This window comes from Psychromarinibacter sediminicola (assembly GCF_029168335.1).
GTDB lineage: Bacteria > Pseudomonadota > Alphaproteobacteria > Rhodobacterales > Rhodobacteraceae > Psychromarinibacter > Psychromarinibacter sediminicola.
Genome location: NZ_JARGYC010000097.1, coordinates 1 through 13,910 on the forward strand (window position 1 = coordinate 1; position 13,910 = coordinate 13,910).

General features: G+C 70.8%; 17 protein-coding genes. 12 read left to right on the forward strand and 5 right to left on the reverse strand.

Going from position 1 to position 13,910, the window contains the following annotated elements:
* Positions 1 to 585: leucine-rich repeat domain-containing protein (locus P1J78_RS22290; RefSeq protein ID WP_374213403.1), on the reverse strand; the 585-nt coding region annotated here is incomplete at its 3' end.
* A 176-nt stretch (positions 586 to 761) separates the two neighbouring features.
* On the opposite strand from P1J78_RS22290, the gene P1J78_RS22295 reads away from it, so the two are divergent.
* The 7 genes from P1J78_RS22295 (at position 762) to P1J78_RS22325 (ending at position 7,931) form a co-directional block, all read left to right on the forward strand.
* Positions 762 to 2,402, forward strand: coding sequence for a DUF4139 domain-containing protein (locus P1J78_RS22295; RefSeq protein WP_275569590.1), 1,641 nt, complete (start codon positions 762 to 764; stop codon positions 2,400 to 2,402).
* Positions 2,403 to 2,570: 168 nt separating this feature from the next.
* On the forward strand, positions 2,571 to 3,035 hold the full coding sequence (locus tag P1J78_RS22300; protein ID WP_275569591.1) for a RidA family protein: 465 nt from the start codon (positions 2,571 to 2,573) through the stop codon (positions 3,033 to 3,035).
* A complete protein-coding gene (locus P1J78_RS22305; RefSeq protein WP_275569592.1) occupies positions 3,032 to 3,799 on the forward strand; it encodes a glycerophosphodiester phosphodiesterase family protein in 768 nt (255 codons plus the stop codon). Before P1J78_RS22300 ends, P1J78_RS22305 begins: the two co-directional genes overlap by 4 nt.
* Positions 3,800 to 3,989: 190 nt before the next feature.
* Positions 3,990 to 5,174, forward strand: a complete 1,185-nt coding sequence (locus P1J78_RS22310) for a GNAT family N-acetyltransferase (RefSeq protein ID WP_275569593.1) — start codon at positions 3,990 to 3,992, stop codon at positions 5,172 to 5,174.
* Entirely contained in the window at positions 5,171 to 5,464 is a 294-nt protein-coding gene (locus tag P1J78_RS22315; protein WP_275569594.1) for a 4a-hydroxytetrahydrobiopterin dehydratase, read from the forward strand. Before P1J78_RS22310 ends, P1J78_RS22315 begins: the two co-directional genes overlap by 4 nt.
* Entirely contained in the window at positions 5,461 to 6,345 is an 885-nt protein-coding gene (locus P1J78_RS22320) for a mechanosensitive ion channel family protein (protein ID WP_275569595.1), read from the forward strand. Before P1J78_RS22315 ends, P1J78_RS22320 begins: the two co-directional genes overlap by 4 nt.
* Positions 6,346 to 6,767: 422 nt before the next feature.
* The gene (locus tag P1J78_RS22325; RefSeq protein ID WP_275569596.1) at positions 6,768 to 7,931 is read left to right on the forward strand and encodes a benzoate/H(+) symporter BenE family transporter; all 1,164 of its coding nucleotides are present in this window, start codon (positions 6,768 to 6,770) and stop codon (positions 7,929 to 7,931) included.
* Positions 7,932 to 7,933: 2 nt separating this feature from the next.
* On the opposite strand, the gene P1J78_RS22330 is transcribed toward P1J78_RS22325, so the two are convergent.
* Positions 7,934 to 8,419, reverse strand: coding sequence for a peroxiredoxin (locus tag P1J78_RS22330; protein ID WP_275569597.1), 486 nt, complete (start codon positions 8,417 to 8,419; stop codon positions 7,934 to 7,936).
* 88 nt (positions 8,420 to 8,507) lie between these two features.
* Here P1J78_RS22330 and P1J78_RS22335 point away from each other — a divergent pair, with 88 nt between their 5' ends.
* The 4 genes from P1J78_RS22335 to P1J78_RS22350 all read left to right on the forward strand — a co-directional run bounded on the left by P1J78_RS22335 (position 8,508) and on the right by P1J78_RS22350 (position 11,293).
* Positions 8,508 to 9,713, forward strand: coding sequence for an NAD(P)/FAD-dependent oxidoreductase (locus tag P1J78_RS22335; protein ID WP_275569598.1), 1,206 nt, complete (start codon positions 8,508 to 8,510; stop codon positions 9,711 to 9,713).
* Between the two features lie 3 nt (positions 9,714 to 9,716).
* Positions 9,717 to 10,280 carry a 16S rRNA (guanine(966)-N(2))-methyltransferase RsmD gene (gene rsmD / locus P1J78_RS22340; RefSeq protein ID WP_275569599.1) on the forward strand — a complete coding sequence of 188 codons (564 nt, stop codon included), beginning with the start codon at positions 9,717 to 9,719 and terminating at the stop codon, positions 10,278 to 10,280.
* Positions 10,281 to 10,398: 118 nt separating this feature from the next.
* Positions 10,399 to 11,049: an HAD family hydrolase gene (locus P1J78_RS22345; RefSeq protein WP_275569600.1), complete on the forward strand. Its 651-nt coding sequence runs from the start codon at positions 10,399 to 10,401 to the stop codon at positions 11,047 to 11,049.
* 61 nt (positions 11,050 to 11,110) lie between these two features.
* Complete coding sequence (locus P1J78_RS22350) at positions 11,111 to 11,293, forward strand: hypothetical protein (protein ID WP_275569601.1); 183 nt, start codon at positions 11,111 to 11,113, stop codon at positions 11,291 to 11,293.
* 32 nt (positions 11,294 to 11,325) lie between these two features.
* Here P1J78_RS22350 and P1J78_RS22355 read toward each other — a convergent pair whose 3' ends face one another.
* From P1J78_RS22355 to P1J78_RS22365, 3 genes are read right to left on the reverse strand one after another with little or no spacing between them, the layout of a single operon-like run.
* Positions 11,326 to 11,943: a class I SAM-dependent methyltransferase gene (locus tag P1J78_RS22355; protein WP_275569602.1), complete on the reverse strand. Its 618-nt coding sequence runs from the start codon at positions 11,941 to 11,943 to the stop codon at positions 11,326 to 11,328.
* A gap of 4 nt (positions 11,944 to 11,947) precedes the next feature.
* On the reverse strand, positions 11,948 to 12,709 hold the full coding sequence (gene pssA, locus P1J78_RS22360) for a CDP-diacylglycerol--serine O-phosphatidyltransferase (RefSeq protein WP_275569603.1): 762 nt from the start codon (positions 12,707 to 12,709) through the stop codon (positions 11,948 to 11,950).
* A gap of 3 nt (positions 12,710 to 12,712) precedes the next feature.
* Complete coding sequence (locus tag P1J78_RS22365; protein WP_275569604.1) at positions 12,713 to 13,405, reverse strand: phosphatidylserine decarboxylase; 693 nt, start codon at positions 13,403 to 13,405, stop codon at positions 12,713 to 12,715.
* Positions 13,406 to 13,586: 181 nt separating this feature from the next.
* Between P1J78_RS22365 and P1J78_RS22370 the strand changes: the two genes are divergently transcribed.
* A partial coding sequence (locus tag P1J78_RS22370) for a hypothetical protein (protein WP_275569605.1) occupies positions 13,587 to 13,910 on the forward strand: 324 nt, incomplete at its 3' end.

Below are 13,910 nucleotides of genomic sequence, written 5' to 3' on the forward strand. Positions count from 1 at the left end.
CACCGCCCGCAGCCCCGTCAGCGGTGACAGGTCCACGACCTCCGTGTCGCGCAGATCGAGCCAGCCGAGCCCGGTCAGCCCGGCCAGCGGCGACACATCCGCCACCGGCGTCGCGAACAGCGACAGCCCCTCCAGCTGCCGCAACCCCGCCAGTGGCGCGATATCCGTCACGCCGGTCACCGTCAGCCGCAGCTCCCGCAGCTCCGTGAGCGCGGCCAGCGGCTCGGCCGATGCGATGCCGTAGCCGCCGACGGCCAGCGCACGCAGCGCCGGCATGCGCGTCAATTGCGACAGGTCGGTCAGTGCGCTGTCGCTCAGCGTCAGCGCGCGCAGGCGCGGCAGGCCGACCAACGGCGACAGGTCGGTGACCTCGGTGCTCGACAGATCGACGCTTTCCAGCTGCTCCAGCGCGGCGATCTCCGCGGGCAGCCGGTCCATCGCGACGGAGCGCCCCGCGCGGAAGTCGATCTCGACCGCGCCGCTGCGGGCCGCCTCCGCGACCTTCCGCGCGGCCTCCGCGTTGCCCTTGGCCGCGTCGATCGTCTCGATCACGGTCGCCTTCGGCGTGTGCATGTCCTGGCCCATCCTGACGGCTCCTCGCCGGTCTGTCGTCCGGTGTCGGCAGAGTGTTCAATCGTCCCCGCCCCGGCAAGCCCGCGGGCCGCGGACCGGCGGATTTCCGGCCGGGCCGCATCCGGTGTCTTCCGTCGCGCGGCGGCGGCGGGTAGCGTTCGGGGGACAGACCCAAGGAGATTTCCGAGATGCGCCTTCTTTCCTGCCTTCTGCTCGCGGCCGGCCTGGCCTGTCCGGCCGCGGCCGACGAGTTCACCGCACCCGCCCCGGTCGCCGCGGCCACCGTCTATCCGCAGGGGGCGCTGCTGACGCGCCGCGCCGAGCTCGACCTGCCCGCCGGGCGCCACGTCGTGCGCCTGCCGGCGCCTGCGGATCTGGCCTCCGGCGCGGTCCCCGAGATCGCCACGAGCGGCGGCGTCGAGATCGCCGCGCTGATCTACCGCCCGGACTGGCCGGTCGCCGAGGACGCGCTGTTCACCGCGGCCCAGCAGGCGGCGCAGGACCGGATCGACGGCCTCGAGACAGAGGTCGAGGCGGCGGAGGACCGGCTGGCCGACGCCCGGCTCCAGGCCGATGCGCTGGAGGCGCAGCGCGCCTACCTCGCCGCGATCCGCCCGCCGGCGGAGGACGCGACCGACACCGAGGCGGCGCGGCTGACCGCCGAATTCGTGCGCGCGGAGACCGAGCGCGTGCTGGCCGAGTTGCAACGCGCCCGCCGCCAGCAGGACGACCGCGAGGAAGACCTGGCGGACCTGCGGGACGCGCTGGCCGAGGCCGAGGCCGCGCTCGCCCGGCTGAGCCCGGCGGGCGAGACGGCCGACATGCTGGAGCTCACGGTCGAGATGGCGGACGCGGGCCGGGCGGCCTTCGAGCTGACCGAGACCACGGATGCCGCGGCCTGGGCCATCGCCTATGACATGCGGCTGACCACCGGCGACGCGCCGGCGCTGGACATCGACCGGAAGGTGACCGTCCGGCAATGGACCGGGAGCTACTGGAGCGACGTGGCGTTGACGCTGTCCACCAGCCGCCCGGCGGACCGGCCCGACCCGGTGATGCCGCGCCCCGACCGCGTCTCGGTCCACGAACCGGCGCCGGAGCGCGAGCGGATCGGCGCCGCCGCGCCCGAACCGGTCGTGATCGAGCCCGAACTCGCGATGGAGGACGGGCCCGCCGGCGGCGTGTTCCGGCCGGAGATGGTGGTGGACGGCGTCGCGGTCTCCTATGCCTATCCCGAGCCGGTCTCGGTCGGCACCGAGGACGCGGCGCTGCTGTTCCTCGGCGCGCTGAACCTGCCGGCCGAGACCGAGATCCACGCCTCGCCGCGGCACGACGACCGGGCCTACCAGGTGGCGCGCTTCGTCAATGAGGGCGACGCGCCGATCCTGCCCGGCGATGCGCGGCTCTACCGCGACGGCCATCTCGTCGGGCGCACCGCCGTCGGCCTGATCCCGGCGGGGGGCGAGTCCCTGCTGGGCTTCGGCCCGCTCGACGGGCTGCAGCTCGACTGGCGGCTGGTGCGCAACCAGACCGGCGGCAGCGGCCTTCTCAATCGCTCCAGCACGCGCAACCAGGGGATCGTGTTCTCGGTCGAGAACCTGACGGGTGCGCCGCAGGACGTGCGGGTGTTCTACGCGCTGCCCTTCTCGGAGCAGGAGGCGCTGGAGGTCGAGATCGACGCGCAGCCGGCGCCGGACGAGACCGACTACGAGGGTCTGCGCGGGGTCAGCGTGTGGGACCTGGCGCTGGTGCGGCGGGAGACGCGCGAGATCCGGGTGGACGTGTCGCTCGACTGGCCCGACGGGATGGAGCTGCGCTGGTATCCGTGAGCGGGTCGGACCGCCTGGGGCACCGATCCGCCGCCAGTGGCGCGGCGAAGACGGCCCCCTGAGTATTTGGGCCAAGATGAAGCCGGGGCGCCGGCGCGGGGTATTCCGGTTTCGGCCGGGGCGGGCGTGGTCTAGGCTGCGCGCGAACAACCGAAAAGGAGTCGCGCCATGTCCGGACGCATCGAATCCCGCCTTGCCGAGCTGGGCGTCACCCTGCCCGACGCCTCGGCGCCCGCCGCGAACTACGTGCCGTTCGTGCAGCTGGGCGACATCCTCTATGTCTCGGGCCAGATCTCGATGGATGCGGACGGGCTGGTGACCGGCAAGCTGGGCGAGAACATGGACCTTGCGGCCGGGCAGGCGGCGGCGAAGCGCTGCGCCGTCGGGCTGCTGGCGCAGGTGAAGGCGGCCTGCGGCGGCGACCTCGACCGGCTGAGCCGGGTGGTGAAGCTGACGGCCTTCGTCAACTCCACCGCCGATTTCACCGACCAGCCGAAGGTGGTGAACGGCTGTTCCGATTTCCTTGTCGAGGTGCTGGGCGATGCCGGGCGGCACGCGCGCTCGGCGGTGTCGGCGGCGTCGCTGCCGATGGGCGTCGCGGTGGAGATCGAGGGCATCTTCCAGCTGTCATGACGCTGCCCGAGCCCTTCCTGACCGTTCCGCTGGCGCATCGCGGCTATCACGACGCGGCGCGCGGCGTGCCGGAGAACTCGCGCGCCGCCTTCGAGGCGGCGATCGCGGCGGGCTACGGTATCGAGCTGGACGTGCAGCTGTCCGGCGACGGCCAGGCGATGGTGTTCCACGACTACGACCTCGCGCGGCTGACCTGGGAAAAGGGCAAGCTCTGCGACCGCACCGCGCGGCAGCTGTCGCATATCAAGCTGAAGGCCAACGCCGAGTCGATCCCGACGCTGGACGAGGTGCTGGAGCTGGTCGCCGGCCGCGTGCCGCTGCTGATCGAGATCAAGGACCAGGACGGCGCGATGGAGCGCAACGTGGGCCCCTTGGAACGCGCCACGGCGCGGGCGCTGGGCGGGTACGAGGGGCCGCTGGCGGTGATGTCCTTCAACCCGCACGCGGTGGAGATCTTCGGCGACGCCCGGCCCGAGGTGCCGCGCGGGCTGACCACCTGTGCCTACCTGCCGCATGACTGGCCGATGCTGCCGGGCCCCATCGTGACGAACCTGCGCGACATCCCCGACTACGACCGCGTCGGCGCGAGCTTCATCAGCCACAGGGTCAGCGACCTTGCCCGCCCCCGCGTGGCGGAGCTGAAGGCGCGGGGGGCGTCGGTGCTGTGCTGGACTGTCCGCAGCCCCGAGGAGGAAGCCGCGGCGCGGAAGATCGCGGATAACGTGACCTTCGAGGGCTATGCCGCGGAGCTGCCGGGGGGCTGATGCGCCGGCGCTCCCGGACCCGGGCGGTCACCTGGCGGCGCGGGCGCGTTTGCGTATTTGGAACGAGAAGAAGACGGGGGCTGTGCCCATGTGGCCGGCGGTTGTACCGGCGGCGACCGGGGCTGGGGGCGGTGCCCTTGACGCGGCAGGCCGCCATACCATTCTAAGCGAAGACCCCGGACCGGAGCGCATGCGCGAAACCCGCATCGAGATCACCAGCCACGGCAGCCTCTCCGAGATCGCGGCAGAGGACTGGGACGCCTGCGCCTGTCCCGAGGCGGCCGATGGCGGCCGGCCGGCCGACCCGTTCACCACCTACCGGTTCCTGTCGGCGCTGGAGCGCTCCGGCTCGGTCGGGCGGGGGACGGGCTGGCAGCCGCGCCCGATCACCGCGCGGATGGAGGGGCAGATCATCGGCGCCGCGCCGCTTTATGCCAAGTCGCACAGCCAGGGCGAGTATATCTTCGACCACGCCTGGGCCCATGCCTTCGAGCGCGCCGGCGGCCGCTACTATCCCAAGCTGCAGATCGCGGTGCCCTTCACGCCCGCCACCGGCCGCCGCCTGCTGGTGCGGCCCGGGCTGGAGGAGGTGGGCATGTCGGCGCTGGTGCAGGGCGCGGTGCAGCTGGCGGCCGAGAACCGCCTGTCCTCGGTCAACATCACCTTCTGCACCGCCGAGGAGGCCGAGGCGGGCGAGCAGATGGGGCTGTTGCATCGGCTGTCCGACCAGTTCCACTGGCTGAACCGGGGCTATGCCGATTTCGACGCCTTCCTGGCCGACCTCTCCTCGCGCAAGCGCAAGACCATCCGCAAGGAACGCCGCACCGCGCAGGCGTTCGGCGGCACGATCCATGCGCTGACCGGCGACGCGCTGCAGCCCGAGCACTGGGACGCCTTCTGGCGGTTCTACCAGGACACCGGCGCGCGCAAGTGGGGCTCGCCCTACCTGACCCGCGCCTTCTTCGACGAAGTGCAGGAGACGATGCGCGACGACGTCCTGCTGGTGCTGGCCGAGCGCGACGGCCGCTACGTCGCCGGGGCGCTGAACTTCATCGGGCGCGACACCCTATATGGCCGCTACTGGGGCTGTACCGAGCATCACCCCTGCCTGCATTTCGAGCTGTGCTACTACCAGGCCATCGCCTACGCCATCGAGCACGGCCTGTCGCGGGTCGAGGCCGGCGCGCAGGGCGAACACAAGCTGGCCCGCGGCTACCTGCCGATGCAGTGCCACTCGCTGCACTGGATCGGCGACGAGGGTTTCCGTCACGCCGTCGCGGAATACCTCGAGGCGGAGCGGAACGCGGTGGAGGGCGAGATCGAGGTGATGACGTCCTACGGGCCGTTCCGGAAGACACAAACGGAGGACGAGTGATGGAAAAGCTGACCGACACCGAGCGCGAGGAACATCTCAACCCGCTGCTGGCCGATGGCTGGGCCATGGTCGAGGGCCGCGACGCGATCAAGAAGACCTTCGAGTTCAAGAACTTCGTGGACGCGTTCGGCTTCATGACGAAGGCGGCGATCTGGGCGGAGAAGATGAACCACCACCCCGAGTGGTTCAACGTCTTCAAGACCGTCGAGGTCACGCTGTCCACCCATGACGCGGGCGGGCTGACCGAGAACGACACCAAGCTGGCGCGGAAGATGGACGCGCTGGCATGACCCTCGACCAGCTGATGGCGATGCAGATCGCCGAGGGCGTGAGCGTCGGCGACATCCTGACGATCGACTTCATCGCCTCGGTGCTGGGCAACGTACTGGCCGCGATCCTGATCCTGATCGCCGGATTCGTCATCGGCGGCTGGGTCAGCCGGCGGTTGCGCAAGATGAGCCAGCGCCACGCCCGGTTCGACGAGACGCTGTTCAACTTCCTGGGCAACATCGCCCGCTATGCCATCCTGGCGGTCACGATCATCTTCGTGCTGAACCGCTTCGGGCTGGAGACGACGTCGCTGGTCGCCGCGCTGGGTGCTGCCGGCCTTGCCATCGGCCTGGCGCTGCAGGGCACGCTGTCCAACGTGGCGGCGGGGATCATGATCATCCTGTTCCGGCCGATCAAGGTGGGCGACTTCGTCGAGGTGGCCGGCCGGATGGGCACCGTGAAGGACATCACGCTGAACTACACGGAACTGGCCTCGCTGGGGAACGTGCAGATCATCATCCCGAATTCCGAGGTCTGGGGGAACACGATCGAGAACTACTCGATCTATCCGACGCGGCGCGCGGAATGGACCTTCGGCGTGTCCTACGGCTCGGATCTGCAGAAAGCCCAGGGCATTATCCTCGACACGATCATGGCCGATCCCCGGTCGCAGTCCGAGCCCGAGCCGTTCATCCAGGTCAACAACCTCGGCGACAGCTCGGTGGATTTCCTGGTGCGGGTCTGGGTCGATGCCGGGGACTACTTCGCCTACCAGGCCGACATGAAGCGCAAGGTCAAGGAAGCGCTGGACGCCGGCGGCGTGGAGATCCCGTTCCCCTATCGCACCGTCGTCATGGGCGGCGGCGAGGCGCCGAAAGGGATGGGGCAGGGGGAGGCGTAGGAGGCGGTCTTCTGCGGCTCACTGCTTCTAGAGGCCTTCGAACGATGCCCCGCGCGGAACAAGGCCGAAGGCCGCCGCGCAAGCGCCGCCTCTCGGCGATTGCTCTGCAATCGCCTGTCGGCAGGGCATTTCGCAGGCGAAATGCCCGAGAGACGCGCACCCACGCGGCGGCGCTGTGGTAGACGTTATCGCAGAGCTCGGAGGTCGCCCGAACCTGGCAGCCATAAAGCGACAAGCTCAAACTCCGGTGCGCCCCCGCGCGCGTCGGCCCTCGCGCGGCTTCTCACACAGCTTGGTCGTTCAGCGCCTCCGGGGCTATCCCCCCGTGCGACCTGATCCCACCGCACGGCCCGCCACACCTTTCCTCCCGGCCAACCCCGCGGTAGGGGACCACTCCGACCGCCGCCCGAGGATCCCTGCCCTTGCCCCTGCCGCCGCTCCAGACCGTCTCCACCGGCTTCGTCGTCGCCGTGGTCGGGTTCTTCAGCTCCTTCCCGATCCTGCTGCAGGGCATCCGCGCCATGGGGGCCAGCGATGCCCAGGCCGCCTCGGGCCTGATGGCCGCCGCCTTCGCCATGGGGCTGGCCGGCATCGCGCTCAGCCTCTGGACCCGCACGCCCGCCAGCGTCGCCTGGTCCACGCCCGGCGCCGCGCTGCTGGCCGCTTCCGCCGCGCCGGAGCACGGCTTCGCCGCGGCCATCGGCGCCTTCCTCTTCGCCGGCCTCCTGACCCTGATCGCCGGCCTCTTCCGCCCGGTCGTCCGGCTGGCGCAGTCGATCCCCGAAACGCTCGCCCAGGCGATGCTGGCCGGCGTGCTGATCGGCCTCTGCGTGGCGCCGTTCCGCGCGCTGGGCACGGTGCCGGAAACTGCCCTGCCCATCATCCTCACCTGGTTCGTCATGGGCCGCATCAACCGCGTGCTCGCCGTGCCCGCCGCCGTGGGCGTCGCGTTCCTGCTGACCCTGATCGCCAACGACTTCGCCCTGCCGCTGCCCGACAGCCCGGTCGCGGCGCCGCAATTCACCCGCCCGGTCCTGGACCTGCCCGCGCTGCTGGGCCTCGGCCTGCCGCTGTTCATCGTGACGATGGCGGCACAGAACATCCCCGGCATCGCCGTCCTGCGCGGCTTCGGCTTCCACCCCTCGCCCGCGCGGCTTCTCTCCGGCGTGGGCGTCGCCAGCCTGCTCTCCGCCCCGTTCGGCGCGCCGCAGACCTGCGTCGCCGCGATCACCGCCGCGCTCTGCGCCAACGACGACTCCTACCCCGACCCGGCCCGCCGCTACTGGTCGGCGGTCGTGGCCGGGCTGCTCTACTGCCTGTTCGGGCTATTTGCGGCGGTGATCACCGCTGTCGCCGCCGCGGCACCGCCGATGACGCTGGCCACGCTCGCCGGCGTGGCGCTGCTGGGCGTCTTCGCCAGCTCCGCCGCCGGGGCGCTGGAAAAACCGAAAGGCCGCGAGGCGGCGGCCGTCACCTTCCTCGTCACCGCCTCCGGCACCCCGATCCTGGGGCTCAGCGCGGCGGTCTGGGGGCTGCTGCTGGGCGGCCTCGTCCATGCCGTGGCCGCCCGCACCCGCCGCGCCTGAGGCTACAGCACCTCCAGCATCCGTTCGCCGGTGGACAGGTCGCACTCGCCGGGCTTGTCGGCGTTCACATGGGTGATGACCCCGTCCTCGATCACCACCGCGTACCGGTTCGACCGGCCGATCAGCCCGATGGGCGGCGCGCTGAACGCCTGCCCCAGCGCATGCGTCACCTTGCCCTCGGCATCGGCCAGCATGGTGATCCCGGCCGCGTCGGCGCCCGTGTCCCTGGCCCAGGCGGCCAGGGTGAAGGGGTCGTTCACCGACAGGCAGATGACCTCGTCCACGCCCTTGTCGCGCAGCTGCTCGGCCGTGCGCACGAAGCTCGGCATATGCACCGTGCTGCAGCCGCGCGTGAAGGCGCCCGGCAGCGCGAAGAGGACCACCTTGCGCCCCTTCAGCTTCTCGCCCAGATCCACCTGTTCCGGCCCCTCCGGCCCCAGCGTCAGCACCGTCGCCTCGGGGTACCGCGCCCCCACCTCCAGACCCATCCCGCCGTTCTCCTGTTTGCCAATGGTTCCGGCGTGGATATAGGTAGGACACGATCGGCGGCCAGTGGAAAAGGGGAGTGACAGCGGGATGGACGATATCGTCGTGATCGGGGCCGGGCAGGCCGGCGCGTCGCTGGTGGCGAAGCTGCGCAAGGAAGGGTTCTCCGGCAAGATCACCCTGATCGGCGAGGAACCCGCGCTGCCCTACGAACGCCCGCCGCTGTCCAAGGCCTACCTGATGGGCAAGGTCGGCAAGGAACGGCTCTACCTGCGGCCCGAGTCCTTCTACCGGGAGAACGACATCGAGGCGCTGACCGGCCTGCATGTCGACACCATCGACCGGGGCGGCCAGCTGGTGATCGCGGGCGACCGCGAGATCCCTTACGACAAGCTCGCGCTGACGACCGGCTCGGTGCCGCGGCGGCTTCCGGCGGCGATCGGCGGCGACCTGCCGGGGGTCCATACCGTGCGCAGCCTGGCCGACGTGGACGCCATGGCGCCGGCCTTCCGCGACGGCGCCCGCGCGCTGGTGGTCGGCGGCGGCTATATCGGGCTGGAGGCCGCGGCCGTCGCGCGCCAGTCGGGGATGCAGGTCACGCTGGTCGAGATGGCCGACCGCATCCTGCAGCGCGTCGCCTCGCCCGAGACCTCGGACTATTTCCGCAAACTGCACGAGCGCCACGGCGTCGACATCCGCGAGGCGACGGGTCTCCACCGCCTGACCGGCGAGGATCGCGTCACCGGCGCCGTGCTGACCGGGGACGAGGAGGTGCCCGTCGACGTCGTCATCGTGGGCGTCGGCATCGCCCCGGCCGTCGCGCTGGCCGAGGCTTGCGAACTGGCCATAGAGAACGGCATCAAGGCGGACGCGCAGGGCCGCACGACGGACGACCGGATCTGGGCCGCCGGCGACTGCGCCTCGTTTCCGTACAAGGGCAAGCGGGTCCGGCTGGAATCGGTGCAGAACGCCATCGACCAGGCGGAATGCGTGGCGCAGAACATGCTGGGCGCCGGCAAGGACTATAGGCCCTACCCGTGGTTCTGGTCCGACCAGTACGACGTCAAGCTGCAGATCGCCGGGCTGACCGCCGGTTACGACCGCATCGTCACGCGGGGCGAGGGCGATCAGGTCGCCTTCTGGTACTACAAAGGCGATGAATTCCTGGGCGTCGACGCGATGAACGACGCGCGCAGCTACATGGTCGCCAAGCGCATGCTGGAGATGGGCAAGACCCCCGACCCCGAGGCCGTGGCGAACCCGGAGACCGAGCTCAAGACCCTGATGCGCGGCTGAGCCATGCGCATCGTCGGCGGCGAGATGCGCGGGCGCACGCTCGCCTCGGTCGGCAAGGGCGATACCGGCGCGCATCTGCGCCCCACGTCCGACCGGGTGCGCGAGGCGCTGTTCAACACGCTCGTCGGCGGGCACTACGGCGACCCGCTCACCGGCGCGCGGGTGCTCGACCTCTTCGCCGGGACCGGGGCGCTGGGGCTGGAGGCGCTGTCGCGCGGCGCCGCGCAGGCCACCTTCGTCGACGACGGGCCGAAGTCCCGCGCGCTGATCCGCGAGAATATCGACCGGACGCGGACGGGCGGGCGGACCAAGCTCTACCGCCGCGACGCCACCCGCCTCGGCGCGGCGCCGGGCGCGGCGTTCGACCTGGTCTTCCTGGACCCGCCCTACGGCAAGGCGCTGGGCGCGCGGGCGCTGGCGGCGGCGGTCGCGGGCGGCTGGCTCGCCCCGGGCGCGCTGATCGTCTGGGAAGAGAACGCGCCCCAGACCCCGCCCGAGGGCTTCACCCTCCTCGACACCCGCCGCTACGGCGACACCCATGTCAGCCTGATGCGGCATGAGACCTGACGCCGCGGGCCCCCGACCCGGCGCGACACGATCTTCCAGAAGATCGTGCCCCGCAGAATTTTCTAGAAAATTCTGCCACTTGGCCCCCCCGCCCGCGCCGTCCCGAAGGATCCCTGCCATGACCCGCCCCGACCTCGTCATCTTCGACTGCGACGGCGTTCTGGTCGACAGCGAGCCCCTCACCAACGACCTCCTGCAGCGCGACCTCGCTGCCCGCGGCCTGCCGCTGAGCCCCGACCGGATCGACCGGCTGTTCACCGGCGGCACCATGGCCGGCGTCGGCGAGACCGCGCGCGAGATGGGGGCCGATATCCCGCCGGGCTGGGTCGAGGGCTTCTACGAGACGATGTATGCCCGCCTCGCCGAGGGCACGCCGCTGATCGACGGGGTCGCGGCGGCGCTGGATCGGCTCGACGTGGCCGGCATCCCCTACGCCGTCGGCTCCAACGGCAGCGAGCGCAAGATGCGGATCACGCTGGGCCAGCACCCGGCGATCTGGGCGCGGCTCAGGGATCGTCTCTATTCGGCCCATACCTACGGCATCGCCAAGCCCGATCCCGGGCTGTTCCTGCGCGCCGCCGCCGATGCCGGCGTGCCGCCCGACCGCTGCGCCGTCATCGACGACAGCCCCTCGGGCTGCACCGCCGGCCTGCGCGCCGGGATGCGCACGCTGGGCTTCGCCGCGCACGGGCAGGGGCCGCGGCTGGCGGCGCTGGGGGCCGAGGTATTCCGGTCCATGGCGGATCTGCCGCGGCTCCTGGCCCTCTGACCGGCCCGAAGCCCCGCAGGCCGGCGTTGAATCGCCGGCCCGCCCCGCTATTCTGACAGGCATGCTTGCCGCGCTGTCCGATCTCTTCGCGCCGCTGCCGCGGGCCGGAACCACGGCGGCCCCGCGGCCCCCGCGCCGAACCGCTCCGCTCCTGATGGGCGACATCCTGGCCGCGCGCGGCGGCGAGCCGGAATTCCTGATCCAGTGGCGCGCGGCGCGGGACGCCGCCGACAAGGGCCCCTGACGCGGGCCCCTGCCGCGGGCCCCTGCCGCGGCTCAGACCTTCCGCAGCACCAGGAAGGTCATCATCCCCAGGGGCGGCCGCGGGCTGCGCTCCACGACCTCCAGCCCCGGCGTGCCCGTCACCACCCCGATGTCGAAATCCGAATGCCACCCCAGCACATTCGCGAAGGGGGCCGAGAACCGCTCCACCCGCGCCAGAATCCCCTTCTCCCGGGCAAAGTGGTTGGTCATCACCAGAAGGCCGCCGGGCCGCAGCACCCGCGCCATCTCGCGCATCACGCGCTCCGGCTCCGGCACGACCGAGATCATGTGCATCGCCGCCACCGTGTCGAAGGAGGCGTCGGGAAACTCCAGCTCCCGCGCATCCATCTGCCGCAGCGCGCGCACCTGGCTGAGCCCCTCGCGGTCCACCCGCGCGCGCGCCTTCTCCAGCATCTCGTCGGAATAGTCGACGCCCGTCACCCGCTTGTCGGGCGCATACCACGACAGCGCCAGCCCGGTGCCCACCGCGACCTCCAGCACGTCCGGCCCGGCCTCGCGGTTGATATACGCCACCGCGTCCTTGCGGGCGCTGTTGGTGACCGCCCCGAAGGTCCGGTCATAGACCGGCGCCCAGCGGGCATAGGAATTCCTGACGGCATCCAGTTCCATTCTGTCACTCCTTGCGTCCGGGCCGAAGGCGGCCGCGCAGTCCCCATGCGACCCCCCCGACATAGGCCAGCGTCAGCAGAATCAACGTGGCCCAGGTATAGATGATCAGCGCGGCGACCAGCAGCCCCGCGCCCAGCAGCGCGAAGCGCGCGTTGGCCCGCGCCACGGAGACGTTCTTGAACGACCATGTGGGGATCCGGCTGATCATCAGCACGCCGACCCCCACGATCCAGATCGCCGTTACCAGCGCCGGCACGACCGGCGCGTCGGATAAGGCGAAGGACAGCATCATCGGGAACAGCGCCAGCACGGCGCCCGCCGGCGACGGCACGCCGGTGAAATACCCGTCCGCCTTCGGCTCGCCCAGCGGCATCTCCTCCGCCGCCCGCGAATCCACGTTGAACCGCGCCAGCCGCATGATGCAGCACAGCGCAAAGCACAGCACCGCGATCCAGCCGACGCCGCCGATCGTGTGCAGCGACCAGAAATACAGGATCAGCCCCGGCGCCACCCCGAAGTTCAGCGCATCCGCCAGCGAATCCAGCTCCGCGCCCATCGGGCTCTGCACCCGCATCAGCCGCGCGAGCCGCCCGTCCAGCCCGTCCAGCACGCCGGCGATCAGGATCATCCGCACGGCCCACTGATACGCCCCCTCCGATGCGAAGAGGATCGCCGTCATCCCCGCGCAGACGGCGGCCAGCGTCACCAGGTTCGGCAACAGCTTGACCAGCGGCAGGTCGCCTGTCTCGGGGCGCAGTCTCGGCATCGCTCAGTCCGTCCGCGCCGGCCGCGCCGGTTCCGTCGCGGCGAGATCGGCGATCACCGTCTCGCCCGCGATCGTCGTCTGCCCCACGGCCACCAGCGGCGCGACGCCCTCGGGCAGGTACACGTCCAGCCGCGAGCCGAAGCGGATCAGCCCGAACCGCGCGCCGGTCCGCAGACTGTCGCCGTCGGCCACGAAACACAGGATGCGCCGCGCCACCAGCCCGGCGATCTGCACCACGGCCAGCCTGCGCCCGTCCGCCATCTCGATGGCCAGCGCGTTGCGCTCGTTCTCCTCGCTCGCCTTGTCCAGCGAGGCGTTGAAGAACTTGCCCGGCCGATAGGCGACGGCGCGGACCGTGCCGCCCACCGGCGCCCGGTTCACATGGCAGTTGAACACCGACATGAACACGCTCACCCGCGTCAGCGGCTCCGCCGGCAGCCCCAGCTCGGCCGGCGGCACGGCGGGCTCGATCAGCGACACGATACCGTCGGCGGGGCTGACGACCAGCCCCTCGCGCTCCGGCACGCTACGCGGCGGATCGCGGAAAAAGTAGTAGCACCAGACGGTCAGCCCGACCCCGAGCCAGCCGAGCGGCGCCCAGAGCAGGAACAGCACCACCGTGACCGCCGCGAAGATCGCCACGAACCGGCGCCCTTCCGGGTGCATCGGTTTCAGGAACGTGTCGCGCATCCGCATGCGAGGGGCCGCCTTTCGCTGGAGGGTGGCCGTTTCCTAACGCCGGGCGGGCCAGGGGTACAAGGGCCCGACCCCGTTCCGCGCCTCCGGCGCCCCGTCGTCTCCGGTCCGGGGCAGGGCGCTTCGAAGGCTATCTAGCCAGATTTGCATCTAACGTGTACACGTGCTTTGCGGAGGGTGCATGAAGCTGTTGCAAGTCATCATTCTTGCGATTTTAACGGTCGCTTGTTCTGTTGCGGCTTTGTTCCTATATCTGCTGTGGAACGCAAAGCGGGTCGTTGCCGTTCCGCCTAACGAGGAGGGTACGTATACGATTGCGGCCCTCGCGCTAAATATCACGATCCTTGAGATCGTCATGGCGCTTGTTGGGTTCATTGTCGCTGTGATGGGTTTCTTCGGGTACGCTGGCATTAACAGGCTGCTGAAGAAGTCGGGTTGGAAGGACGTTATTCCTGTCGCCGGGGCTGGAAGGCGGGTCGCTCGCAGATGCGAACGTCGGGTCCAG

Bases quoted from the DNA above. Each gene is read 5' to 3' on its own strand.
- P1J78_RS22295 (WP_275569590.1), top strand. From the start codon at position 762: ATGCGCCTTCTTTCCTGCCTTCTGCTCGCGGCCGGCCTGGCCTGTCCG.
- P1J78_RS22300 (WP_275569591.1), top strand. From the start codon at position 2,571: ATGTCCGGACGCATCGAATCCCGCCTTGCCGAGCTGGGCGTCACCCTG.
- P1J78_RS22305 (WP_275569592.1), top strand. From the start codon at position 3,032: ATGACGCTGCCCGAGCCCTTCCTGACCGTTCCGCTGGCGCATCGCGGC.
- P1J78_RS22310 (WP_275569593.1), top strand. From the start codon at position 3,990: ATGCGCGAAACCCGCATCGAGATCACCAGCCACGGCAGCCTCTCCGAG.
- P1J78_RS22320 (WP_275569595.1), top strand. From the start codon at position 5,461: ATGACCCTCGACCAGCTGATGGCGATGCAGATCGCCGAGGGCGTGAGC.
- P1J78_RS22330 (WP_275569597.1), bottom strand. From the start codon at position 8,419: ATGGGTCTGGAGGTGGGGGCGCGGTACCCCGAGGCGACGGTGCTGACG.
- P1J78_RS22335 (WP_275569598.1), top strand. From the start codon at position 8,508: ATGGACGATATCGTCGTGATCGGGGCCGGGCAGGCCGGCGCGTCGCTG.
- rsmD (WP_275569599.1), top strand. From the start codon at position 9,717: ATGCGCATCGTCGGCGGCGAGATGCGCGGGCGCACGCTCGCCTCGGTC.
- P1J78_RS22345 (WP_275569600.1), top strand. From the start codon at position 10,399: ATGACCCGCCCCGACCTCGTCATCTTCGACTGCGACGGCGTTCTGGTC.
- P1J78_RS22350 (WP_275569601.1), top strand. From the start codon at position 11,111: ATGCTTGCCGCGCTGTCCGATCTCTTCGCGCCGCTGCCGCGGGCCGGA.
- P1J78_RS22355 (WP_275569602.1), bottom strand. From the start codon at position 11,943: ATGGAACTGGATGCCGTCAGGAATTCCTATGCCCGCTGGGCGCCGGTC.
- pssA (WP_275569603.1), bottom strand. From the start codon at position 12,709: ATGCCGAGACTGCGCCCCGAGACAGGCGACCTGCCGCTGGTCAAGCTG.
- P1J78_RS22365 (WP_275569604.1), bottom strand. From the start codon at position 13,405: ATGCGGATGCGCGACACGTTCCTGAAACCGATGCACCCGGAAGGGCGC.